This is a genomic window from Pantoea sp. C8B4 (genome assembly GCF_051336905.1).
Classification (GTDB): Bacteria; Pseudomonadota; Gammaproteobacteria; order Enterobacterales; family Enterobacteriaceae; genus Pantoea; species Pantoea rwandensis_B.
In genome coordinates, this window is sequence record NZ_JBGMNK010000002.1 from 271,197 (window position 1) to 294,823 (window position 23,627).

Annotated in this window: 20 protein-coding genes; 12 read left to right on the forward strand and 8 right to left on the reverse strand. The window is 55.1% G+C overall.

The genetic code is table 11. From position 1 onward, the window contains the following. Positions 1-117: 117 nt before the first annotated feature. The gene (locus tag ACCW76_RS04030) at positions 118-732 is read right to left on the reverse strand and encodes a cupin domain-containing protein (protein WP_045814779.1); all 615 of its coding nucleotides are present in this window, start codon (positions 730-732) and stop codon (positions 118-120) included. Positions 733-985: 253 nt separating this feature from the next. Between ACCW76_RS04030 and ACCW76_RS04035 the strand changes: the two genes are divergently transcribed. After that, positions 986-1,468, forward strand: coding sequence for a YlaC family protein (locus ACCW76_RS04035; RefSeq protein ID WP_045814780.1), 483 nt, complete (start codon positions 986-988; stop codon positions 1,466-1,468). A 146-nt stretch (positions 1,469-1,614) separates the two neighbouring features. Here the strand turns inward: ACCW76_RS04035 and ACCW76_RS04040 are convergent, their stop codons facing one another. The 3 genes from ACCW76_RS04040 to ACCW76_RS04050 all read right to left on the reverse strand — a co-directional run bounded on the left by ACCW76_RS04040 (position 1,615) and on the right by ACCW76_RS04050 (position 7,651). Beyond that, on the reverse strand, positions 1,615-3,030 hold the full coding sequence (locus ACCW76_RS04040; RefSeq protein ID WP_436337901.1) for a PLP-dependent aminotransferase family protein: 1,416 nt from the start codon (positions 3,028-3,030) through the stop codon (positions 1,615-1,617). Between the two features lie 267 nt (positions 3,031-3,297). Next, complete coding sequence (locus tag ACCW76_RS04045; protein WP_436337823.1) at positions 3,298-5,388, reverse strand: putative bifunctional diguanylate cyclase/phosphodiesterase; 2,091 nt, start codon at positions 5,386-5,388, stop codon at positions 3,298-3,300. A gap of 160 nt (positions 5,389-5,548) precedes the next feature. Further along, a complete protein-coding gene (locus tag ACCW76_RS04050; RefSeq protein ID WP_436337824.1) occupies positions 5,549-7,651 on the reverse strand; it encodes a putative bifunctional diguanylate cyclase/phosphodiesterase in 2,103 nt (700 codons plus the stop codon). A 547-nt stretch (positions 7,652-8,198) separates the two neighbouring features. Between ACCW76_RS04050 and ACCW76_RS04055 the strand changes: the two genes are divergently transcribed. From ACCW76_RS04055 to ACCW76_RS04075, 5 genes are read left to right on the forward strand one after another with little or no spacing between them, the layout of a single operon-like run. Beyond that, complete coding sequence (locus tag ACCW76_RS04055; RefSeq protein ID WP_045814784.1) at positions 8,199-8,768, forward strand: spore coat protein U domain-containing protein; 570 nt, start codon at positions 8,199-8,201, stop codon at positions 8,766-8,768. A gap of 22 nt (positions 8,769-8,790) precedes the next feature. Then, positions 8,791-9,306 (forward strand): Csu type fimbrial protein, encoded by a 516-nt coding sequence (locus tag ACCW76_RS04060; protein WP_436337825.1) that lies wholly within the window; start codon positions 8,791-8,793, stop codon positions 9,304-9,306. A 28-nt stretch (positions 9,307-9,334) separates the two neighbouring features. Continuing rightward, a complete protein-coding gene (locus tag ACCW76_RS04065; protein WP_436337826.1) occupies positions 9,335-10,030 on the forward strand; it encodes a fimbrial biogenesis chaperone in 696 nt (231 codons plus the stop codon). Then, positions 10,027-12,465, forward strand: a complete 2,439-nt coding sequence (locus ACCW76_RS04070; RefSeq protein WP_436337827.1) for a fimbria/pilus outer membrane usher protein — start codon at positions 10,027-10,029, stop codon at positions 12,463-12,465. The genes ACCW76_RS04065 and ACCW76_RS04070 overlap by 4 nt, the downstream gene beginning before the upstream one ends. Beyond that, positions 12,462-13,427, forward strand: coding sequence for a Csu type fimbrial protein (locus tag ACCW76_RS04075; RefSeq protein ID WP_436337828.1), 966 nt, complete (start codon positions 12,462-12,464; stop codon positions 13,425-13,427). The genes ACCW76_RS04070 and ACCW76_RS04075 overlap by 4 nt, the downstream gene beginning before the upstream one ends. A 150-nt stretch (positions 13,428-13,577) precedes the next feature. Here ACCW76_RS04075 and ACCW76_RS04080 read toward each other — a convergent pair whose 3' ends face one another. The 3 genes from ACCW76_RS04080 to exbB form a co-directional block, all read right to left on the reverse strand. Then, entirely contained in the window at positions 13,578-14,900 is a 1,323-nt protein-coding gene (locus ACCW76_RS04080) for an MFS transporter (RefSeq protein WP_436337829.1), read from the reverse strand. 181 nt (positions 14,901-15,081) lie between these two features. Further along, entirely contained in the window at positions 15,082-15,504 is a 423-nt protein-coding gene (gene exbD, locus ACCW76_RS04085) for a TonB system transport protein ExbD (RefSeq protein WP_034828432.1), read from the reverse strand. 5 nt (positions 15,505-15,509) lie between these two features. Further along, positions 15,510-16,238, reverse strand: coding sequence for a tol-pal system-associated acyl-CoA thioesterase (gene exbB, locus ACCW76_RS04090; protein ID WP_072050559.1), 729 nt, complete (start codon positions 16,236-16,238; stop codon positions 15,510-15,512). 353 nt (positions 16,239-16,591) lie between these two features. Here exbB and ACCW76_RS04095 point away from each other — a divergent pair, with 353 nt between their 5' ends. From ACCW76_RS04095 to ACCW76_RS04115, 5 genes are all read left to right on the forward strand, one after another. Beyond that, positions 16,592-17,566: a TRAP transporter substrate-binding protein gene (locus tag ACCW76_RS04095; protein WP_436337830.1), complete on the forward strand. Its 975-nt coding sequence runs from the start codon at positions 16,592-16,594 to the stop codon at positions 17,564-17,566. A gap of 49 nt (positions 17,567-17,615) precedes the next feature. After that, entirely contained in the window at positions 17,616-18,122 is a 507-nt protein-coding gene (locus ACCW76_RS04100) for a TRAP transporter small permease (RefSeq protein ID WP_436337831.1), read from the forward strand. Between the two features lie 15 nt (positions 18,123-18,137). Next, positions 18,138-19,424, forward strand: coding sequence for a TRAP transporter large permease (locus tag ACCW76_RS04105; protein ID WP_436337832.1), 1,287 nt, complete (start codon positions 18,138-18,140; stop codon positions 19,422-19,424). A 133-nt stretch (positions 19,425-19,557) separates the two neighbouring features. Beyond that, positions 19,558-20,748 carry a cystathionine beta-lyase gene (metC, locus tag ACCW76_RS04110; RefSeq protein WP_436337833.1) on the forward strand — a complete coding sequence of 397 codons (1,191 nt, stop codon included), beginning with the start codon at positions 19,558-19,560 and terminating at the stop codon, positions 20,746-20,748. 105 nt (positions 20,749-20,853) lie between these two features. Next, positions 20,854-21,516 carry a DedA family protein gene (locus ACCW76_RS04115; protein WP_038644709.1) on the forward strand — a complete coding sequence of 221 codons (663 nt, stop codon included), beginning with the start codon at positions 20,854-20,856 and terminating at the stop codon, positions 21,514-21,516. Between the two features lie 152 nt (positions 21,517-21,668). Here the strand turns inward: ACCW76_RS04115 and ACCW76_RS04120 are convergent, their stop codons facing one another. Further along, the gene (locus tag ACCW76_RS04120; protein WP_038644707.1) at positions 21,669-22,577 is read right to left on the reverse strand and encodes an AraC family transcriptional regulator; all 909 of its coding nucleotides are present in this window, start codon (positions 22,575-22,577) and stop codon (positions 21,669-21,671) included. A 205-nt stretch (positions 22,578-22,782) separates the two neighbouring features. On the opposite strand from ACCW76_RS04120, the gene dkgA reads away from it, so the two are divergent. Next, positions 22,783-23,610 (forward strand): 2,5-didehydrogluconate reductase DkgA, encoded by an 828-nt coding sequence (gene dkgA / locus ACCW76_RS04125; RefSeq protein WP_436337834.1) that lies wholly within the window; start codon positions 22,783-22,785, stop codon positions 23,608-23,610. Positions 23,611-23,627 lie beyond the last annotated feature (17 nt).

Here is a 23,627-nt window from a genome sequence, read left to right on the forward strand (position 1 = left end):
CGGCGCTTGTCAGAGGACCTGAATCCTCTCCTGCACAAAGTGTGCCAGAGGCTCACGCCCCAAACGGCACACGCGCCCCGATAGCGGAGCAGCGCCGAATAACCCTCAGATTGCACCTTACTGGTGCATTAACTGCTGCGCAATTGGCAGCCAGATATCCGTCATCGCTCCATCGCCCCCCGTGAAAGGATCGCGATGCGGTAAAGGTACGCGCGCGATTTGATCTTTCGCCGCGCGTAAACGAGAAGGTTCATCACGCACGGTTTCCGGGGACATGCCTTCAGGATAGGCGCCAACGGCGAAAAAGTCGTCTGAGGCGAACACCTGTTTATGGCCGACACCGGCGGGGATCAGCACAGCATCACCCTCGCGCAGCGTCACCATGCGGCCGCTATCGCCACCAAACAGCACTTCCGCCCAACCGGACGCCACACCCAGCACTTCATGGGTATTCGGATGGTAATGAGTGTAGGGAAAGATCGGTGCGCGCCACGCGGCCGGCCAGCCGTTGGCAGTGAAGGTTTTTTCAAACCATTCGGCGCTGTTGCTTTGCAGCTCTTCATCATAGTCAGGCGCGATGCCCGGCCAGATGATCAGCGGTAGCAGATTATTAGGCACGCCGCCTGAGGGCTGCGACAGCATCAAATGCTGCGGATTATTGGATGAACCTGCAGAAAAGGTACCGGCGGCGAAAGACATCAGTAACAGCAGGCTGGAAGTGTTGGCAGTCATACTCTTTCTCCGGGAAGCCACGTTGCTTAATTGTGGCAAACCCCGACGGCATTGCAATGTGCGCCCGCCAACAAAATTCACATAAAAGAATGATTTACCTTACTAAAGCCAAATTAGTTAGCAACATATTTAACATTTTGTGGGGCCAATAAAACCGCCAGCAAACTGTTATAAAAAAACACTCAGGATCTGTGTCTGATTCGCTTCACTGTTATGTGATTAACTGGCAGGCAGTAACATTTAGAGGTGAACTATGGAAGCGATCAAACAAATTCTGCTCGATGAAATCGCCACGCTGAACCGTGAAGGCCAGCGCGATAATCTGCCACGCTTTAGCTTTTCATTCCTCAAAACCCATCCGGGGCTGTGGGCGATCATGTACCTGTGCTACGCGCTCTGCGTGGCGCTGATCTTCTCCACAGAGATGCTCGGCTGGCCCGCATTCTGGTTCGCCACCGCCTTTGTATTGGTGATGAGCTTCCTGATGCTGATGGATATCAACCCCAAATACCGCTTTGAGGATATCGACACGCTGGATCTGCGCGTGTGCTACAACGGGGAGTGGTATTACGTGCAGCCGGTATCTCAGCAGGCGCTGGATAAAATCGTGGAAAATCCCGGCACGCCCGACCGCGTGCGCAGCGGCATCGATCGCCTGATGAAGCAGAAAGGCGAAGTGGATTTTTATGATGTTTATTACCTGACATGGGGAAACAAGCAGGCGGCATCCATCTGATTCTTTGCCATTTATTGGAGGTGCGCATTAACGCGCACCCTGCAAAATTCTCGCGATTGTGCTGGTTCGCCTAATACGGCAGCGGCATTTATCGGGCCGCTTCTGTATGCCGCGATTAAAGTCAGTCGCATTTATAGCGTCGCCATTTAGGACGACTCCAGCTGAGCAATCAATCTCCCTAACGTCTCCACCGCCGCCTCAGCGCGGGCATCCCACGGCCAGGCGGTGTTGAAGCGGAAGCAGTGGCTAAACCCTTCACTGCCCGAGAACAGCTGGCCAGGGGCGATGCTGATGCCCTCTTTTAGCGCCAGATGATAGAGCTGCGTGGTGTTGATCTGCTGCGGCAGCGCAATCCACAGGAAATAGCCGCCCGGCGTATCGCTGATCTGCGCGTCAGCAGGCAGCACGCGACGTAAAGCCTGCTGCGCCAACTGCTTACGCTTAGCCAGCGTCTGACGCAGTTTCTTTAAATGCGTGTCGTAACTGCGGGTGCTGAGGAAGTCGGCCAATGCCAGCTGCATCGGCGCGCTGGTGGAGAGCGTGCTCATGAGCTGAATACGCTGTACGCGCTGTGCGTAGCGCCCGGCAGCCACCCAACCCACGCGAAACCCCGCCACCAGATTCTTCGAAAAACTGCCGCAGTGCAGCACATTGCCCTCGCGGTCAAAGGCTTTGGCGGGCAAAGGCTTGTCGTGGCCGCTGTAGAGATCGCTGTAAACATCATCCTCAATCATCGCGACCTGATAGCGCGCCAGCAAAGACACCAACTGCTGTTTTCGTTCAGCGCTCAGGGTAAAACCCAGCGGGTTTTGCCGGTTGGTCATCAGCCAGCAGGCTTTGACCGGCCAGCGTTGCAGCGCCTGCTCCAGCTCGTCGAGATCGATGCCCTGCTCGACATCGCTGGCGATGGCAATCGCATTCAATTTCAGCCGCTCAATCACCTGCAATGCACCGTAAAACGAAGGATTTTCAATCACCACCCAATCACCGGGTTCAGTCACCGCTTGCAGGCTGAGGTTCAGCGCTTCCATCGCACCGTTGGTGATGACGATATCGTCCGGCGACAAGGTGATGCCCTGCTGGGCATAACGTTGCGCCAGAATTTTACGCAGCGCTTCGTTGCCAGGCGGCAGGTTATTCAGGGCATCGCTGGGTTTCAGATTGTGTGAGACCTTAACCAGCGAGCGCATCAGCTGACGCTGCGGAAAGAGTTCAGGATCGGGAAAGGCAGAGCCAAACGGCATGATGCCCGGGTCACGCGTGGCTTGCAGCACATCAAAAACGAAACTGTTGGTGTCTGCCTGCTCGGTTTTGGCAATCGCCTGTGTGGGCAAACGTGGACGGCTTTCGGCAGCACGCGGCGCTACGTAGTAACCGGATTGCGGTTTTGACAGGATCCAGCCCTGGCTTTCCAGCACTTCATAGGCGTGCATCACCGTCATCAGGCTGAGGCCGCTCTGTTCCGCCTGCTGACGCAACGACGGCAGCTTTTCGCCCGGCGGCCAGATGCGCGCTTCAATCTGCGTCCGAAGCTGATCAACCAACTGCTGATATTTCGCCACCCTGGCTCCGATATGGGGGATAGAGGCGAGCATTTTCCCTCACCCTGGGCCTGTCCCGCAAGCAAGAGAGAGCATCGTTGGGCAGGGAATTGACGCTGTACTCAGGCTTTACCCCCATCTCCTGCTGAAAGGAGAAGGGGTATTGAGTTGAGAGACTTATACAGGCGAGGGAATCACACTCAGGTACTCACTTTCTGCCGCGTACAGGCGTGCACCTTCCCTGCTTGCAGGAGAGGTTGCCATGGGGGCAATCACTGCCCCCATGCCTTAGGGTAGTTGCACCAGCTGTTGCTCGTTTTCGACAAAATTCGGCAACTCATGGATGCGTTCCGGCGGCACCGGTTTACCCAGCAGATAACCCTGCAACGTATCGCAACCCAGTCCGGTAAGAAACGCTTGCTGATCCTGTGTTTCCACCCCTTCTGCGACCACTTTGAGATCCAGTGACTGCGCCAGTGCCACAATGGCGGAAACGATGGTGGCATCTTCTGATTTCGCCTGCAGCTCATTAACGAACGCTCGGTCGATCTTCAACTCACTGGCGGGCAAACGTTTCAAATAGAGCAGGCTGGAGTAACCCGTGCCGAAATCATCGATCGAGGCTTTCACGCCCATATCCGTCAGTTGCGTCAGGATACGCACACTCTCTTCCGGATCGCGCATCGCGGTAGTTTCCGTCACTTCCAGCGTCAGCAATTCAGCCGGAATCTGGTGCTTCGCCAGCGCCTGCGTCACGGTTTCCACCAGGTTGCTCTGTTCAAACTGCAGCGCGGAGAGGTTCACCGCTACCGACCAGTGTGGATGGCCCTGCAAATGCCAGCAGTGCAGCTGACGGCAGGCTTCGTTGATCACCCAATTGCCGATGTTGATGATCATGCCGGTCTTCTCGGCAATCGGCAGGAATTTGTCCGGTGCCAGCAACCCGCGTGTCGGATGCTCCCAGCGTAGCAATGCTTCAAATCCAATAATTGGACCGCTTGGCGCACAATATTTTGGCTGGTAGAACAGACGTAACTCTTCGTTATCCAGCGCCTGCCACAGGTCGTTATTCAGCTGCAGCTGCGACTGTGCGAGGGTGTTCATCGATGGCTGGAAGAAGTTGTAGCCGTTACGACCGTTGTTCTTGGTGTGGTACATCGCGGCATCGGCGTTAAACATCAGCTCGCGCTCATCTTTACCGTCGCCTGGGTAGACCGCGATGCCAATACTCAGTGACACCATCAGTTCATAGCGCGAAATATCGAACGGGCGATCGACCGCTTTCACCAGCGCATCCGCTACCGCTGCAGCATCATTGGGCTCATCGATTTCAATCAGCAGCACAAACTCGTCGCCGCCCATGCGCGCCAGCGTGTAGTGCCCTTTCATCTGGCCGATCATACGCTCGGCCACCGCAATCAACAGGTTGTCACCGACATGGTGACCAAAGGCGTCATTGACCGCTTTGAAGCCATCCAAATCCATAAACATCAGCGCAAACTGCGACTTTTCGCGGTTGGCCTTGTTGATGGATTGCTCCAGACGATCCTCAAGCAAAATACGGTTTGGCAGGCGTGTCAGGTTGTCGTGCAGGGCCAGTTGCGCCAGTTCACGGTTGGCTTCCGCCAGCGAGTGCGCAAGGATAGAGGTGCGCGCTTGCAGCCGAGCATCCAGCATCGAAACCAGCAAGGTGATACCGAGGATCGCCAGCGTCACCACGGTGACCACAATCGCCAGCCAGTTGCTGTTAACGCCCATGTGCGTGGCATGACTCATCATCGGGAAGCTGGCAGCGGCCATACCGGTGTAATGCATGCCGGCAATCGCGCAGCCCATCACCACCGAAGCGCCGAGACGCAGCATCGTCACGCGGCCATGTCCTTCGCGCAGATTAAAGGCGAGCCACAGTGCCGCGCCCGATGCCACCAGCGCAATCACCACCGAAGCGGCAACCCAGCCCCAGTTCCAGACGATGCCCGGCGCGAACATCAGCGCGGCCATGCCCATGTAGTGCATGGCGACCACGCCGGAACCGAGCACCAAAGCCCCGCCCGTTAAGCGCCGCCAGGATAAATCATGGGATGAGCACACCAGCCACAAGGCAAAAATCGATGCCAGAATCGCCACCGCCATCGACGTCGCCGTCAGCAGCGGATCGTAACTCATCACCATATCCAGGCTCATCGACAGCATGCCGATGAAGTGCATCGCCCAGATGCCCACGCCCATGGCGAATCCACCGCCTAATAACCAAACCAGCGCCACCTTGCCGGTTGAAGAAGCTACGCGGCCCGCCATATCCAGCGCGGTAAACGAAGCCAGCATCGCCACCAGAATGGAAACGATGACGGTAAACGAATCGTACGAAGTCACTAACATAGTGATTTCCCAAGTTAAAGCCGTTGTCATTCAGCTGTGGTGTTATAAAGAAAAAGTCAATGTCATTGGTTTTATTGTGTAATTTATCGGCAGATAAACTGCCGATTTGAGTCTTTGAACGATGAAACCTTCCGATGCGGAAGAAAATAAAAATTGTTTATCAGGCGCTGGTTAAAGGCAGCGGGTGCTCAGCAAACAGCGGCGGTGCATTAAACGCAGCGGTGAATTCACCGATACGCTCCGCCGGTGTCGGCTTGCCGAGCAGATAGCCCTGCAGCGTGTCAAAACCGAGTCCGGTCAGCAAACGCTGCTGCTCCTCAGTTTCCACCCCTTCGGCGACCATGCGCAGATTCAGACTTTGGGCCAGCGTCAGCATCGCGCTCACGACGGTGGCGTCCTCGCTGTCGGCACGCAGGCTGTTAATAAAGGCGCGGTCGATTTTCAGTTCGGTGGCTTCCAGATGTTTCAGATGCAGTAAATTGGCATAACCGATACCGAAGTTATCGATCGCCACTTTTACGCCCAACTGGTGCAATTCAGCAATGCGCTGCTGGCTGAACTGCGGGTCGCGCATCGCGATATTCTCCGTGATCTCCAGCATCAGCGCGCCCTCCGGCAGCTGATAACGTTGCAGTGCATGACGTAAGCTGTCGATAAGATCGCGCTGATGGAATTGCAACGCCGAAAGGTTGACGGACACGCTCCAGTCGCGGTGACCTTCATCGTGCCACTGCTTCAACTGGCGGCACGCCTCGTTGATCACCCAATTGCCCAGCGCCACGATTTGCCCGGTTTTCTCCGCGCGCGGCAGGAACATATCTGGCATCAGCAATCCCCGACGTGGATGCTGCCAGCGCAATAACGCTTCGAAGCCCATCAGCACCGTGCCGCCCGCGCGGAATTTTGGCTGATAGAACAGGCACATTTCCTGATACTCCAGCGCATTCCACAGATCATTCGCCAGCGCCAGCTGATGCTGCGCCACCGCGCTCATCACCGGTTCAAACAGGCACCAGCCGTTACGGCCACTGTGCTTGGTGTGGTACATGGCGGAATCGGCGTTGAACATCATCTCCTGCTGGCTACGACCGTGCAGTGGGAACACCACGATGCCAATACTGAGTGACACGCGCAGCGAATAGCGATCCAGTTCAAACGGGGTATCAATGACATTGACCAGCTGTTGTGCCAGCGCCGAGGCTTGCAAATCAGTGTATTGCGGACACAGCAGCACAAATTCATCGCCTCCGAGCCGCGCCAGCAGTATGCCTTCGTCCAATTGCACGCGCAGACGTTCGGCTACCGCGATGAGCAGGCGATCGCCCACATGATGGCCCCAGGTATCGTTGACGGCTTTGAAGCCGTCGAGATCCATAAACATCAGCGCAAAATGTTCATCCTGCAAAGTAGCTTGCTTGATCTGCGCCGTCAGCTGTTGCTCCAGCAGCACGCGGTTGGGCAGCGAGGTGAGATTGTCATGCATCGCCAGCTGGCGCAGTTCGCTGTTGGCGCGTTTGAGCTTGGCGGCCAGACGTGCCGCGCGCAGCTGGGCATCCAGCATGGAAACTAACAGCGTGAGGCCAAGAATGGACAGCGTGATAACAGTCACCCACACCGCCAATCCATCTTCACTGATGCCATGATGCTGCTGCATGGTGCTCGGCATGCTGTACTCCGCCGCAGCCATGCCGGTGTAGTGCATCCCGGCGATGGCAATGCCCATCACCAGCGCAGCACAAACGCGCATAATCCACACGCTCTCGCCCTGGCGCAGATGAAACGCCAGCCACAGTGCCGCACCTGAGGCAGCATAGGCAATCACCACGGAGAGCGCGACCAGCGGCATGTCCCAGCGAATCGCCGGTTCGATCATCAAGGCATTCATGCCGATGTAATGCATCGCCACAACACCGCTGCCGAGTATCAGCGTGCCACGTACCAGCCGACGTGGAGTTAAATGGCTGCCCTGCACGCCCTGCGCGAAAGCAAAGATGGCAGAGAGGATCGCTACCAGCAGGGAAACCGTGGTGAGGGTAATGTCATAACGCATGGTCATCGGCATCATCATCGCCAGCATGCCAATAAAGTGCATCGCCCAGATGCCAATGCCCATCGCGGTGCCACCGCCAATCAGCCACATTTTCGCCAGACAGCCGCGTGATACCGCGACGCGTCCCGCCGTATCCAGTGCGGTAAACGCAGCAATGAAGGCCACGATCAATGAAACCGTGACCAGAACGCTATCCCAGGTAACTAGCAGCATGTGCGCTCCTAAACTCAGCCTGCTGCGGAGCAGAAGCTGTATCGTCAAAAATGATCAAAAGGTCGAGAACATTGATTAAGGGTGAGTAATGACCGCACGCAGTGAGGCAGAGGGGGGAGCCGATCCAGACAATTCTGGAAACACCGCGCTATGTTTTTGGTTTTTCATCGTCAGTCGCAGTCAGAAAAATTAATAATATCTGATTAATGCACGAACATAGCATTGAACGGTTAATCGCGGTAGAGGGTTAAATCACTCGCTGTTTAGTTTTTTTAACCGGTTGTCATCCCTTGCGATTACTGCGTTATCGGCGAAAAGTGTGAATTGATTAATGAAAAATCTAAGCGCAACGCTCGCAGTGTTGATTTGCTGATCTATAGTAAAGAAAACTGATATAAATCATAAACCCACCATCTAAGAATATTCCTAGATGTCGGGCACTTACGCGGTAAAGCCGATCGTGGCTCTTGTTTGACTTCGGATTCGTTACATAAATGAATCACCAGGTGAAAAAGCACTGACCTTGGATAATCAGTAAGGAATGATTATGAAACTCAAGCTTTTTCTTTTGGCGTCCAGCCTGAGCGTCGTGCTCGCCCCTCACGCGGCTTTTGCCGCCACCACAACGGGAACCATTAATGCGACCCTGACCCTGACCACTGGTTGCCTGGTGAATGGTCAGTCTGCCACCACGGGGGTCAACTTCGGTACCCTGAACTTTGGTAGCAGCGCCGCAACCTTCGATACCCTGAACGCCACGTTGGTCGGCGCATCGGGCAACGGTATTTATGTTCGCTGCACCACCGGCCAGACTTTCAACGTGCAGGTCACCAGCAGTAATGCTGCACCGGCGACCATTTATGGCACCGTTAGCGGCCAGCCGCGCTATCTGATCCTCGGTTCCAATAACACCCAAGGCATTGCCTATACCCTGTATAGCGATGCGGCATTCACCACCGCCATCGCCAATAACACCAACATTGCCGCCAGCGGCACCACGGACCCGACCTTAGGCACCAATTACGCCATTTACGGTCGTGTCGTGGGGGGCGGGTTTAACCCACTGATCCCGGCAGGAACTTATACCGACACCATTAACGTTGCGGTGAACTACTGAGGTCAGTTGTGGGGTAATCAGGGTGGCCGTGGTGCAGCGTTGGGCGCACAGTGCAGGCGGCCTCGCCCTGCTGATAGGGAGCGTCTCTGCCTGGGGGTTGCCAACCGCAACCTTTCAGGTCTCTGCATCAGTAGTGGCAGGCTGTGTTGTCTCCGGTACCAATACCGGGGTCTTTGGCACGCTTAATTTCGGCACGCAATCGGGTGTGTCGTCCAGCAGCGTGAGCGCCAGCTATGTGCAAAGCACCACCATCATTCTCGCCTGCACGCCAGGCACCGCCGTTAGCATGAGTATCAATGGCGGCTCCAATTACTCCACTACCCGTAATCTCAAGGTCTCGGGCAACACCAATACCGTGCCCTATTCCCTTTACACCAACGCGGCACACACCACGGCTATCCCAGTGAATAGCGCCGTGGCGCTGAGTTACAGCAACGCCAATAACATTACTTTGCCGATTTATGGCCTGTTAACGCTGCCCGGCCCCACGCGCGCCGGCACTTATACCGACACCTTAACCGTTACGCTTAGTTGGTGACGGCAGTGATAAAGAAGGATGAATAATCATGAACCTGCGCGCCCTGTTACTGTTGTTTATCATGGCACTAATGCCTGCTGCCCACGCCGCCAATTCGCTGATGATTTGGCCCATCGATCCCGCCATCAATCCCGATGATAAAGCCAGTGAGCTGTGGCTGGAGAACCGTGGGAATGCCACCACCATGATGCAGGTGCGCATCTTTAGCTGGCTGCAAGTGGGCGGTCAGGAACAGTATCAAACCCAGCAGCAAGTGGTTGCCAGCCCACCAATGGTGCGCCTCGAACCGGGTCAGAAACAGCTGGTGCGACTCATTAAGCAGGGTGCGCCGCAAGCAGGACGCGAAATGTCCTACCGCGTGGTGCTGGATGAAATCCCTACGCCACGCACGCCCGGCGAAAATCAGGCGGGATTAACCTTCCAGATGCGCTATTCGGTACCGCTGTTTGTTTATGGTAACGGCGTCACCAGCGACAGTGCGAAGCCGCAACTCAGCTGGCAACAGGTGGACAGTGGTGGCAAGCGCTGGCTGGAGCTCACCAATCGTGGCAACGGCCATGCGCGGCTGAGTAATGTCACCATTGGTGGTCGCCGCCTGGGCAATGGTCTGTTTGGCTACGTACTGGCAAACAGCAGCAACCGCTGGCCATTAACCAGCAGCGTGAGCGGAGAGTTGTCAGCGGAGGTGAATAAAGGGCACTGGAGCAGCGCGGCCGCGCATTGATGACGTTTTCGCTGCATCCCTGCACGCTGGCAGTGGCTAGCGTGCTATGCCTGTTACCTCAAATCAGTAGCGCGGAGACCTTTTCCGAGCTACCACCGCCCCCTGCGCTGGAGAACAACGCCAGCGGTCAGCAGTACATGCTAGAGCTGGTGGTGAATCAGAACGCGCGCGGCGATATTGTGCCGGTGGAGCGTAAAAACGGGGACTTTTGGCTGCGCAGTGGCGATTTACAGCGTGCCGGTATTCCTGCGGAGAAACTTCAGGGCGAGCAAATCGATGTGAATCAACTTGCGGAGGTGAAAGCCGAATATGACGAGCGCCGTCAGCGCCTGTTGCTCACCGTTCCGCCTGCCTGGCTGCCCGGACAGGTGATCGGTAAAGATCAGCGCGGCCCACGCTATCCGGGGCGCGCCAGTAACGGTGCGCTGCTCAATTACGACTTTTACGCCACCCGTACCGATAATGCCGGTTCCCGCCTGTCAAGCTGGAATGAGCTGCGCGTGTTTGGCCCCAGCGGGCAGTTCTCCACCAATGGCGTCTACACCCAACAACTTGAAGGCGGCGTAAGCGGTCAGCAAGAGGGATATATTCGCTACGACACCTGGTTTAGCAATGAAGATGAGAACGATGCGATCAGCTGGCGTGCCGGGGACCTGGTGACCGATGCGCTGAGCTGGAGTAACAGCGTGCGTCTGGGTGGCGTGCAGATTGCGCGTGATTTCAGCGTACGACCGGATTTGGTCACTTACCCTCTCCCGGCGTTTTCCGGCCAGGCGGCGGTGCCCTCTTCCGTCGATCTGTTTATTAACGGTTATCGCAGTACGCAAGCCAATGTGCAGCCGGGTCCGTGGTCGCTGACCAATGTGCCGTTCGTCAATGGCGCGGGCGATGCGGTGATCACCACCACCGATGCCGTGGGGCGTCAGGTCACCACCACGCTGCCGTTTTATGTCTCGAGCAGCCTGCTGCGACAGGGTTTGTCGGATTACTCCTTCTCTGCTGGTGCCCTGCGTGAAAACTACGGACTGGAAAACTTTGACTATGGCGCAGCGGCAGCCAGCGGATCTTATCGTTACGGGTTAACCGACTGGCTGACGCTGGAGAGCCATGCGGAAGGCAGCGACAACGTGGCCACCGGCGGCGCAGGAGGCTTAGTGAAACTCGGCAGTTGGGGGGTGGTGAATGGTGCCCTGGCACAAAGCCAGATGGAGGGAAAACCCGGCACGCAATACAGCTGGGGTTATCAATATAACAACAGCTGGTTCAGCCTCGGCACGCAGCATATTTTACGCACTGCAGATTACGGCAATCTGGCGCTGGTCGGCAGCCGGGGCGACAGCGCTAACACCAGCTATTCACTGGCGCGACGCAGTGCACAATACACCGCCAGCGTGTCACTCAATCAATATGGCAGTCTGGGTCTGGCCTATTTTGATATTGCCGGAGGATCGGGCGATCGCACCCGTTTATGGAACCTGTCCTGGAGTAAAAACCTTTGGGGTAACAGTAGCCTGTATATCTCCGCCAGCCGCGATCAGGAACAGGGCGACTGGAGCGGTGCTATCTCTTTGGTGATCCCGTTCGGCGAACAGAGCAGCGCGTCGGTGAGCTACGAGCGCGATCAGCAGGGCAACAACAATCAGCGCCTCTACGTGTCACGCGCCATGCCGACCGATGGTGGCTTTGCGTACGATGCAGCCTGGGCCAATCAGGGCGGCGACAGCGGTGATTACCGCCAGGCAAGCCTGCGCTATCGCAATAACAAAATCGACACCTCCGCCGGATTCTACGGCGATAACGATAACACCACGCAGTGGGCCGATTTCACCGGTTCGCTGGTGCTGATGGATAACCGCGTGTTTGCCGCCAACGATATTAATGATGCGTTTGTGGTGGTGAAAACCGACTACCCCGATGTCACGGTGCGCTATGAAAACCAGGCAATGGGACGCACCGATAATCAGGGCTATTTGCTGGTGCCCTCGATCAGCAGTTACTACGGCGCGAAATATGACATCGATACCCTGGATTTACCGGCTGACCGCACCGCGCCAAAGGTGGAACAGCGTTTTGCAGTGAAACGGAAAAGTGGTTACCTGCTGAACTTCCCGGTGGAGCGCCTGCGCGCCGCCAGCGTGGTGCTGCATGATAAACAGGGGCAACCGTTGCCAATCTCCAGCCAGGTGTTACGCCCGAATCAGGGTACGGAATATATCGGATGGGATGGCATTGTCTGGATGGAGAATCTGAGCGCTGAAAACCCGATTCATGTCGTGACGCCTGATGGGCGCAGTTGTGATACCACGCTGACCATTGCAGACGGCCAGCCAAAAGCGCTGGAAACCTACGGTCCGCTGACGTGCGATCTGCCGCCGCCGGCACCGGGTTCGGCGGTCAGCACGGCCAATAATTCACAGTCAGGAATCTCACCATGAGAAAGATTTTTTTGCTGCTGGCGCTGTTTATCTTGCCGGGCACCAGTTATGCGCTTTGTAGTTTATCGGCCCCAGCGGCGACCTTCGGCTCCGTGACCACCTTCGCGGTTGGCTCTACCGCGCAGAACACTTCCAGCACCACCAACGTCAACTGCGGTTCCGGCACGCTTTCGCTGTTGGGCACCGATAACGTCACATACGCCTTCACCACTGCGACCTATCTCAGCGGCACGCGGGCCGTCTTGAAAACCGCCAGTACCGGCACGGACAGTATTCCGATTCAGATGTGCATCGACAGTGCTTGTGCCAGCGAACTCACGCAGGGCTCTAACCACGTTTACAGTTCATCGGCATTATTAACCCTGGGCGGCACACTCAATTTCAATATCCCGCTCTACTTCCGTACAGTGCCTGGACAGGTGATTGCCGCAGGCAGTTATACGACGACGATTACGCTTACGGTAAGTTATACGGTATGTGCCGGGTTGAACGTTGCAGGTTTGTGTGTAGGAACGGTGCAAACCAGTACCGGCACCGCGATGCCAATTACCGTTAACCTGACAGTGACGAATGACTGCACCACCATCACCGCCCCTAACGTGAGTTTTGGCAGCGCGCCGCTGGTGGGAAGTTTCTCCACGGTGCAGCAGACCATCAACGTGGTGTGTTCAAAAGGCAGCACCTTCACTGTGGGGTTGAGCAATGGCAGTTACTACAGCGGCACCACGCGCCAGATGGCGAGCGGCACCAACCGACTGGCGTATGACATCTACAAGGGCACCACCACCACCACGCGCTGGGGACCGACCGGCACCGACCGCTGGAGCAGCGCCAGCGCCACCTCTCTGAACGCGGATCTGGTGACGCGCAACTTCACGTATACCGCGCAGATTCTGACGACGCAGAATACGCCAGCGGCGGGGAGTTACACGGATAGCGTGGTGGTTGACCTGTCGTTTTAGGCAGGGCATTGGCGACGATGTAGTGTGTTAACAAGGACTCGATGAATGAGTTCCCCCACACAAACAAAAAAGCAGCCCCTTCAGAAAGAGGCTGCTTTATTCGAATGGCTTCTCAACGGCCTGACATGTGACCCGTTGTCAGCCAGGACGTTACAGCGAAGCCCCCACCGGCGTGCCGCCATGGCGCGCCTGATATTGTTTCACCATGCGGCCAATCAGCAGCGTGCCGATTAATCCACACACCGCCGCGAATGACAACCACACGCCGGGCATCGCTTTATCGCCCGTGGCATGGATCAGGTAGCTTGAAACCGCTGGCGTGAAGCCACCAAACAGCGCGGTCGCCAGGCTGTACGCCAGTGAGAAGCCGGTGGCGCGCACTTCAGCCGGCATAATTTCCGCCAGGTAGACCACCATCGCACCGTTATAGCTGGCATAGAGGAATGATAACCACAGCTCCGCTTCCACCAGATGCGCAAAGGTGGGTGATCCCACCAGCCAGTGCAATACCGGCCAAGTGGTGAGAATCATCAGGACAGTAAAGGTGATCAGCAGCGGACGACGCCCTATGCGGTCCGACAGCGAGCCCATGACCGGCAACCAAATCAGGTTAGAGATACCGACGAACAGCGTCACCATAAAACTCTGCTCATCGCTCATCATCAGCACGGTTTTACCGAAGGTCGGGGTAAAGGCGGTGATCATGTAGAACATCACCGTGGTGGTCACCACCATCAGCATACCCGCCAGCACCAATGCCCAGTTCTCACCGACCGAGCGCATGATCTGTCCCATGGAAGGATGTTGTTTGCGCTTGCTGAACGCTTCTGTTTCTTCCAGCATGCGACGGATCCAGAACAGGAACGGCACAATCATACAACCGACAACAAACGGAATACGCCAGCCCCATTCGGTGACCGCTTCCTTCGCCAGCAGATGATTAAGACCGAGGCCAAGCAGCGCAGCGAAGATCACCGCGACCTGCTGGCTACCGGACTGCCAGCTGACATAGAAACCTTTGCGTCCTTTTGGCGCCACTTCAGACAGATAAACCGACACACCGCCCAACTCCACGCCCGCAGAGAAGCCCTGCAGCAAACGACCCAGCAGAATCAGAATCGGCGCGGCAGCCCCCAGCGTGGCATAGCCCGGAACCAGGGCGATGGTGAGTGTACCCAACGCCATCAAGCCCAGTGTCAGCAACAGCCCTTTACGGCGTCCGTGATGGTCAATGTAGGCACCCAGAATAATCGCGCCAAGTGGACGCATCAGGAAGCCCGCGCCAAAGGTCATCAGCGTGAGCATCAATGAAGCAAAGGGATCATCTCCGGGGAAAAAGGTTTTGGCGATCGCCGTAGCGTAATAGCCAAACACCATAAAATCGTACATCTCAAGAAAGTTACCGCTGGTAACGCTAAAGATGGTTTTGGCACCGCCTTGCGATGGCTTTTGTAAAGATTGACTCGCGCTCATATTGTCCTTCCTGGGTTTTTCTTCCGTTGTAGCGGGTTGCGCCAGGAATAGATGTGATCCGCTTCACCATTGCAGTTTACAAAGGTGAGACTAAAAGTAACAAGAAATTAACATTGGCGGCGAGAGCAAATAAAAAGGGCCGCTATGGATAGCGGCCCTTGTGAGCGTTCAGAGGGGGGAATTATTTCTTCACCGTCTCCATGCCCATCAAACCAATCTTCAGATAACCCGCTTCACGCAATTGATCCATCACGCTCATCAGCGTTTCATAATCCACTGACTTATCCGCCTGGAAGAAGATGGTGGTGTCTTTCTTGCCTTCGGTCTGCGCCGTCAGCGCATTCACCAGCGTCTCTTTGGTGACCGCATCGTTGCCGATATAGATCTGCTTATCTTCCTTAATAGAAAGATAAACCGGTTTTTCCGGGCGCGGTTGCGGTGCGCTGGTGGACGCAGGCAGATTAACGCGCACATCCACCGTAGCTAATGGCGCGGCGACCATAAAGATGATCAGCAGAACCAGCATAACGTCGATAAACGGCGTCACGTTGATTTCATGCATTTCGCCATCGCCTACCGAATCATCGTTTAAACGCATCGCCATAATACTTATCCTACGCGCAGTTTCTGTGCCGCCGCCGGACGGGTCGCTTCTTTCGCGGTTTCCACGTTGCCGAGATCCAGATCGCGGCTCTGCAGCAGCATCACCTGCGCCGCAACATCACCCAATGAGGCTTTGTAGCTGGCAATCATGCGCGCGAAGACGTTGTAGATAACAACAGCAGGAATAGCGGCAACCAGACCAATCGCGGTCGCCAGCAACGCTTCTGCGATGCCCGGCGCCACAACAGCGAGGTTGGTGGTCTGAGTTTTAGCGATACCGATAAAGCTGTTCATGATGCCCCACACGGTACCAAACAGGCCGATGAAGGGAGCAACAGAACCGATGGTAGCAAGGAAGCCGTTACCGCGACCGGCATGACGGCTGAAAGCCGCAACGCGACGATCAAGGCGGAAGCTGGTACGTTCCTTAATGCCATCAAGGTCTTCGGTACCCGCAGAGAGTTCCAACTCGTTCTGCGCATCGTTCAGCAACACCGCACTGTGGCTGTTGCTTTTGAAGCTTTCAGCGGCGCGGTAAGCATCATTAAGCGAACGTGCTTCGCCCAGCGCCTGCTGTTCGCGTTTCAGGCGACGTTTCGCCCCGCTCAGCTCAGCAAACTTGCCGAAGAAAATCGCCCAGGTGACAACCGAGGCCAGTAACAGGCCAATCATCACCACTTTTACCACGATATCGGCATGCTGATACATGCCCCAAACGGAGAGGTCCGTTTGCATCAAATCACTGGCTACCACGCTGCGTCTCCAACTTCTGTTGCACAGTTCACGATTGAAGCGCGGATCATAGCAAAAAAATTGACCGAAGTGATAGTAGTTCTCATTACTATTTACAAACGATTAATGCTTCAATTTCCAGCAATCTATGTGGCTTTTATGGATACGCTAGCTGATGTTTTACAAATGTGACATTAACTGAAAATTTATTAAAACATCGTTTCAAAATGTGATGTATTTCATCCAATCAACATTTGACCACTTTTTCGCCAGCGCAATTTCACTATTCTGAGCCAGCCCTTCCCGATTGTGGTGTACCTGACACCTCTTATGATCATCAAGCTGGAGCAATAATAATGACATCTAAAAAACGACTCACGATTGCAATCTCTTCTCTGGTTATGCTGCTGGCGAGTAGTGCTCACGCCAAAGTGTTAAAAGTCGCGGAAGTACAACCCGCCGGCTATCCCACCGTGGTCGCTCTGCAGCATATGGGCGATAAGTTAAAAGAAGCGACACAAGGAAGATTAGAGTTGAAGGTTTACGCCGGGGGCGTGTTGGGCGATGAGGATCAAACGCTGCAACAGGTTCAGCTTGGCGCGATTGATATGATTCGCGTCTCGCTGGCCCCGGTGACCACCATCGCCCCTGAAACCAGTGTGTTAACCCTGCCCTATATTTTCCGCGATGAAGACCACATGCACAAAGTGCTGGATGGCGATGTTGGTAAGCAGATTGTCGAAAAGTTCGATAACGATCCCCGCACGCGCATGGTGTTCCTCGGCTGGACCGATGCGGGCACACGCAACATGATCACCAAAAAACCCCTTACCAAACCCGAAGACTTACAGGGGATGAAAATTCGCGTGCAGAACAGTGCCATTTCACTCGCTACCCTGAAAGCGATGGGTGCTAATCCTGTGGCAATGGGCGTCAGCGAAGTGTTCAGCGCCATGCAAACTGGCGTGGTCGATGGCACAGAGAACAATCCACCGACGTTTGTCGCCCACAACTATCTGCCCGTGGCGAAGTACTACACCCTGAGCGGCCACTTTATTCAGCCGGAGATGATCCTGTTCTCTAAAGCCTCATGGGGACGACTCTCCGCCGAAGATCAGGCTCTGCTGAAGAAACTCGGCAAAGAAGCGCAGGATGAAGAGCGCCAGCTGTGGGCCACTTACACCGCGCAGTCAGTGGAGAAAATGAAAGCCGGTGGCGTGACGTTTCAGGAGACCAACCGCGACTATTTTATGAAAGCCACGCAACCGGTGCGTGACCAGTTTGGTGGCAATTATCAGGATCTGATGAAGCAGATTGCGGATGTGAAATAACCCTCTCAGCGCTGCGCGACCGCGTGGCGCCTTGCTCAGGTAATGAAGTATGAATGCATATTCCCGTTTGATGGATGGGCTCTATCTGTTGTGCATGGGCATCGCTGCGATAGCACTGCTGATTATGGTCACGGTGATCCCCATCGGTATTTTCGCGCGCTATGTGCTGAATGGCGCCCTCTCATGGCCGGAGCCGGTCGCTATCGTCTGCATGATCATCTTTACCTTTATTGGTGCACCTGTCGGATTGCGGGCAGGCACACATATTTGTGTCTCAATGGTGACCGATCGCCTCTCTGAGGCTGGGCAAAAATGGGCGCAACGGCTGTGTAACCTACTGCTGATCGTGGTGTGTCTCATCCTGCTACAGGCCAGCTACAGCTTGTGCGAGGCCATGTGGATTCAACCGCTGGCGGCCTTGCCTGCTGTGACGTATGGCGAAATGTATCTGCCGATTCCCATCGGCGCGCTGTTTACGCTGCTATTTGTGATCGAGCGAATACTGAATGGCGATCAAAGTCAGCGTCCGCTGGTGACGCTGGGCGGCACACACTAAATTCGGAGCACTAAAATGGATGCTTTCATTCTGGTTGGTAGTTTGGTGTTGCTGCTGTTGGTCGGCTTTCCGGTGGCGTTTGCCGTGGGGTTTGCCGCTTTTATTGGCGCCTGGTGGATTGATTTGCCACTGGAAGCCGTGGTGATTCAGATCACCAACGGGGTAAACAAATTTTCACTCCTCACCATTCCGTTCTTCATTCTGGCCGGGGCGATCATGGCCGAGGGAGGGATTGCCCGCCGCCTGGTGAACTTTGCCTATATCTTCGTCGGTTTTATCCGTGGGGGATTGTCGTTGGTGAATATCGTGGCATCGACATTTTTTGGCGCGATTTCAGGATCGTCAGTGGCCGATACCGCCTCGATCGGATCGGTGATGATCCCGCAAATGGAGCAGAAAGGTTATCCTAGGGATTTTGCCGCCGCCGTGACCGCCAGCGGTTCAGTGCAGGCGGTATTAACGCCGCCCAGCCATAACTCCGTTATCTACTCGCTGGCCACCGGTGGCGTCGTCACCATCTCCTCTCTGTTTGTCGCGGGCATTATACCGGGGCTGCTGCTGGGATTCTGTTTGATGGTGATGTGCCTGGCGTTCGCACGCAAGCGCGGCTATCCCAAAGGCGAAGCGATTCCGTTGCGTCAGGCCGTGAAAATCTTCTTCGATGCGTTCTGGGGACTCTTTACCATCGTCATTATTTTGGGCGGCATTCTTTCCGGCATTTTTACCGCCTCAGAATCCGCTGCGATTGCCTGCCTGTGGGCATTTTTTGTCACGATGTTTATCTATCGCGATTTCAAATGGAATCAGCTGCATATTCTGGTGTTTCGTACCATTAAGACCGTCACCATTGTGATGGTATTGATTGCCTTTGCGGCGGGCTTTGGTGCAGTGATGACCTTTATGCAACTGCCGACCATGATCACCGATGCCTTCACCAGCATCTCTGATAATAAATACGTGATTCTGATGTGCATCAACGTATTGCTGCTGGTGATTGGCACCCTGATGGACATGGCCCCCATTATTCTGATTTTAACCCCCGTCTTGCTGCCCGTTGCCACCAGTCTGGGCATCGATCCTGTGCACTTTGGCATGATTATGATGACGAACCTGGGTATTGGTCTGATCACCCCACCGGTCGGTACCGTACTGTTCGTTGCCAGCGCTGTCAGTAAGCAAAAAATTGAGCAGGTGGTGACCGCCATGCTGCCCTTCTATGTGACGCTGTTTTTCATCCTGATGCTGATCACCTATATCCCCGCGCTGTCGCTGTGGCTGCCGCATGTCATGGGTGTGATGTAACGCGAAATCGCAGGGACGCGCTTTTGTTCGACCAATTTATCGACTGACTCTGATAATCCGCAATCAGGCGCAACCCACTGCGGTGTTTCGTGGTAACGTGGATGTTTTGTGGTAAGTGTCAGGAAAGGCAGTGATGGCAACGAATAAAATTGATACCACGCTGGTTAGCGCGGGACGAAGCAAACGTTACACTCAGGGCTCAGTTAACAGCGTCATTCAACGCGCATCTTCACTGGTTTTTGACACGGTTGCAGACAAAAAACGGGCGACCGCGGGTCGTGCATCGGGCGAGCTTTTTTATGGCCGCCGTGGCACCCTCACCCACTTCTCGCTGCAAGACGCCATGACCGAACTGGAAGGTGGCGCGGGTTGCGCGCTTTATCCGTGCGGTGCGGCTGCAGTATCCAATGCGATTATCTCCTTTGTCGAAGCGGGCGATCACATTCTGGTGAGCGGCGCGGTCTATGAGCCAACGCAGGATTTCTGCACCAAAATTCTCAGTAAGCTGAATGTCACCACTACTTTCTTTGATCACTGCATTGGCAGTGAAATCGGTGAACTGATTCAGCCTAATACTCGCGTGGTGTTCCTCGAGTCTCCCGCATCTATCACCATGGAAGTGCAGGATATTCCTGCCATCGTGGCCGCCGTGCGCGCTAAAGCACCAGATGCGATCATCATGATCGATAATACCTGGGCGGCGGGCGTGTTGTTTAACGCGCTGGAGCATGGCATCGATATTTCGATTCAGGCAGGCACCAAATACATTATTGGCCACAGCGATGCGATGATTGGCACCGCCGTCGCCAATGAACGTTGCTGGCCGCAGCTGCGAGAGAATTCGTACCTGATGGGCCAGATGGTGGATGCCGATACGGCGTACATGGCCAGCCGCGGTTTGCGCACACTTGGTACGCGTTTGCGCCAGCATGAAGAGAGCGGTTTGCAGGTCGCGGAATGGCTGGCAGCACAACCGGAAGTGGCGCGCGTCAACCATCCGGCGCTGGCACAGAGTAAAGGCCATGAATTCTGGCAGCGTGATTTCAACGGCAGCAGTGGACTGTTTTCCTTCATCCTGCATGAAAAATTGAGCCGTGAGCAGCTGGCTAATTACCTCGATCACTTCCACCATTTCAGCATGGCTTATTCATGGGGTGGCTATGAATCCCTGATTCTGGCCAACCAACCGGAAGAGCTGGCGGAGATTCGCCCGGCAGGCGGCGTCGATTTCGACGGTACGCTGGTGCGTTTGCACATTGGTCTTGAACACGTTGATGACCTGCTGAACGACCTGAAAGCGGGCTTTGCGCGCTTAAAACAGTAAATATTTAAACAAAACCTAAACCATTTCGTGCCGCATCGGTGAGATCAACGTCTGCGATGCCACAGATGGTTAAAATAGAATCCTTGTGACTCGATGGGATAGCAGATGGGTGTTTTACATGAGATTGTTCACGCGCTCTGGCATCAGGATTTTGCCGCGCTGGCCAATCCGGATGTCGTGTGGATTGTCTACGGCGTGATGTTTTTAACGCTGTTTCTGGAAAACGGTTTGTTGCCTGCCTCTTTTCTGCCGGGTGACAGCCTGTTGCTGCTCGCAGGTGCCATGATTGCCAAAGGCGTGATGGATTTCGTGCCCACGATGGTGATTCTGACCACTGCCGCCAGCCTGGGCTGCTGGTTGAGTTATTTACAGGGGCGATGGCTGGGCAATACGCGGATGGTGAAAAGCTGGTTGATGCATTTGCCAGCGCAATATCATCAGCGCGCCTGGAATCTGTTTAACCGCCACGGTTTGATGGCGCTGCTGGTCGGGCGTTTCCTGGCGTTTGTTCGCACATTACTGCCGACCATGGCAGGTATTTCGGGTTTACAGAATGGGCGTTTCCAGCTGTTTAACTGGCTGAGCGGCGCGCTGTGGGTCGGGATTGTGGTCGCCATGGGCTATGGCATCAGTCAGGTGCCGTTTATCAAGCGTCACGAAGATCAGGTGATGGCAGTGCTGATGGTGCTGCCGATGGTGTTGCTGTTTGTCGGTCTGACCGGCAGCATCGTGGTGATCTGGAAAAAACGCCGCCAGAAAACGAGCTAATTCGGTTCGGGTTGCCATTAATGGCAACCCTTCAAGGGTTCAGTGCCGTTTCGTCGCGCGCGCATTCATGCACATTTGGCCGTTCAGATGGCGTCAAACAGCAACCCATAGCGCAGTGCCATTTCTTTCAATGCACATTGATCTGCATTGGTTCAGGCAGCGTCAAACGGCAACGTTTGGCGCACACGGCTGGCTTCCTCTCCCGGCGTCACGCCGAAATAGCGCTTAAACTCCCGCGAGAATTGCGAAGGGCTTTCATAGCCCACGCGCACCGCTGCCGCACTGGCTTTCATCCCATCCTGCAACATCATCAATCGTGCCTGATGCAGACGATAGCGCTTCAGATATTGCAGCGGCGAGGTCTGGGTGACGGCTTTGAAGTTGTGATGGAACGCCGAAACGCTCATGTTCACTTCAGCAGCCAGCATATCGACGCTGAGGCTTTCGGCGAAATGGCTTTCGATGCGGCGTAAGGCGCGCGCAATCTGACTGAACTGGGTCTGACGATTCACCAGCGACAGCAGCGCACCGCCAATCGGGCCGGTGAGCACATAGTAGATAATTTCCCGCACCAGCTGTGGTCCCAGCACGCGCGCATCACGCGGATGGCTCATCGCATCCAGCAAACGCTCGGCAGCGCACAGCATCTCTTCACTCATAAACGCTGAATGGATACCGGAAGTATGCAACTGCGGCTGAAATTGTTCGTCGTCGCCAATATCCATCAACAGATCCTGCAAGCTGGCGATATCCACGCTCAGGCACATGCCGGCCAGCGGCTCTTCCGGCGTGGCTTCGGTTTCGCATTCCACCGGCAGCGGTACGGTCAGCATCAAATACTTCGTGGCGTCGTAATGAAACACCGTGCTGCCGAGATAACCGGTTTTACGCCCCTGAAAAAGAATCACAATGCCAGGTTGATACATCATCGGCGTGCGCGGAAGTGTTTCGCAGGCGTAGATGAGCTTGACGTTTTCCACGGCGCACAGCGGCTTACGCGCATCATTCATTAGCGCGGTCACGCGCTGCGCCAGCTGGCGGCAAAGGGCATCGTTCGGCATGGATCACTCTCAGGCAGCAAAAAAATCAGTGTGCCGCAATGCTGCTCAAAGCTCCACCCTTCAGCAGAATCAGGCAAGATTCTGGCAGAAATGACCAGGGTAAAAGGGCGAGGTGATTGCCACAATGATCCTGCGGTTGAGTTTGTTGACTAGACTTAACCTCAGCGCTTTTACGGTAAGTCACTGCGACAGATAAGGAGCAACTATGGCAGAGCAACCCATTATCAAACTGCACGACGGCAATATGATGCCGCAACTCGGACTCGGTGTCTGGCAAGCGAGTATCGAGGATGCCCGGGCGGCGATTGTCGAGGCCTTAAAAGTAGGCTATCGCTCGATTGATACCGCCGCCATCTACAAAAATGAGGAAGCCGTCGGTCAGGCACTGCAGGACACCGATGTCGCACGCGAAGACATTTTTATTACCACCAAACTGTGGAATGACGATCAGCAGAACGGCCAGCAGGCGATAGAGACCAGCCTGAAGAAGCTGCAACTGGAGAGTGTCGATCTCTATCTGATGCACTGGCCGTGCCCGGAAAAAGATCACTACGTTGAAGCCTGGAAAAAGATGATTGAGCTGCAGCAGCAGGGCTTAACCAAAAGCATTGGCGTCTGTAACTTCCATGAAGCCCATCTCAAACGCCTGATCGATGAAACAGGCGTCTCGCCGGTGGTGAATCAGATTGAGCTGCATCCAATGCTGCAACAACGCACGCTGCATGCCTGGAACGCACTGCATCAGATTCAGACCGAATCCTGGAGCCCGCTGGCGCAAGGCGGTAAAGGGGTATTCGATCAGGAGATCATCCGCGAGTTGGCGAAGAAATACGGTAAGACGCCAGCGCAGATTGTGATTCGCTGGCATCTGGATAGCGGATTAGTGGTGATTCCAAAATCGGTGACGCCGGAACGTATTCGTGAAAACTTCCAGGTGTTTGACTTCAGACTGGAAAAAACTGAGATCAGCGAGATTACTAAGCTCGATAAAGGAAATCGTTTGGGGCCAGATCCCGAGAACTTTAACGGGTAAGTCGACACAGTTTAACC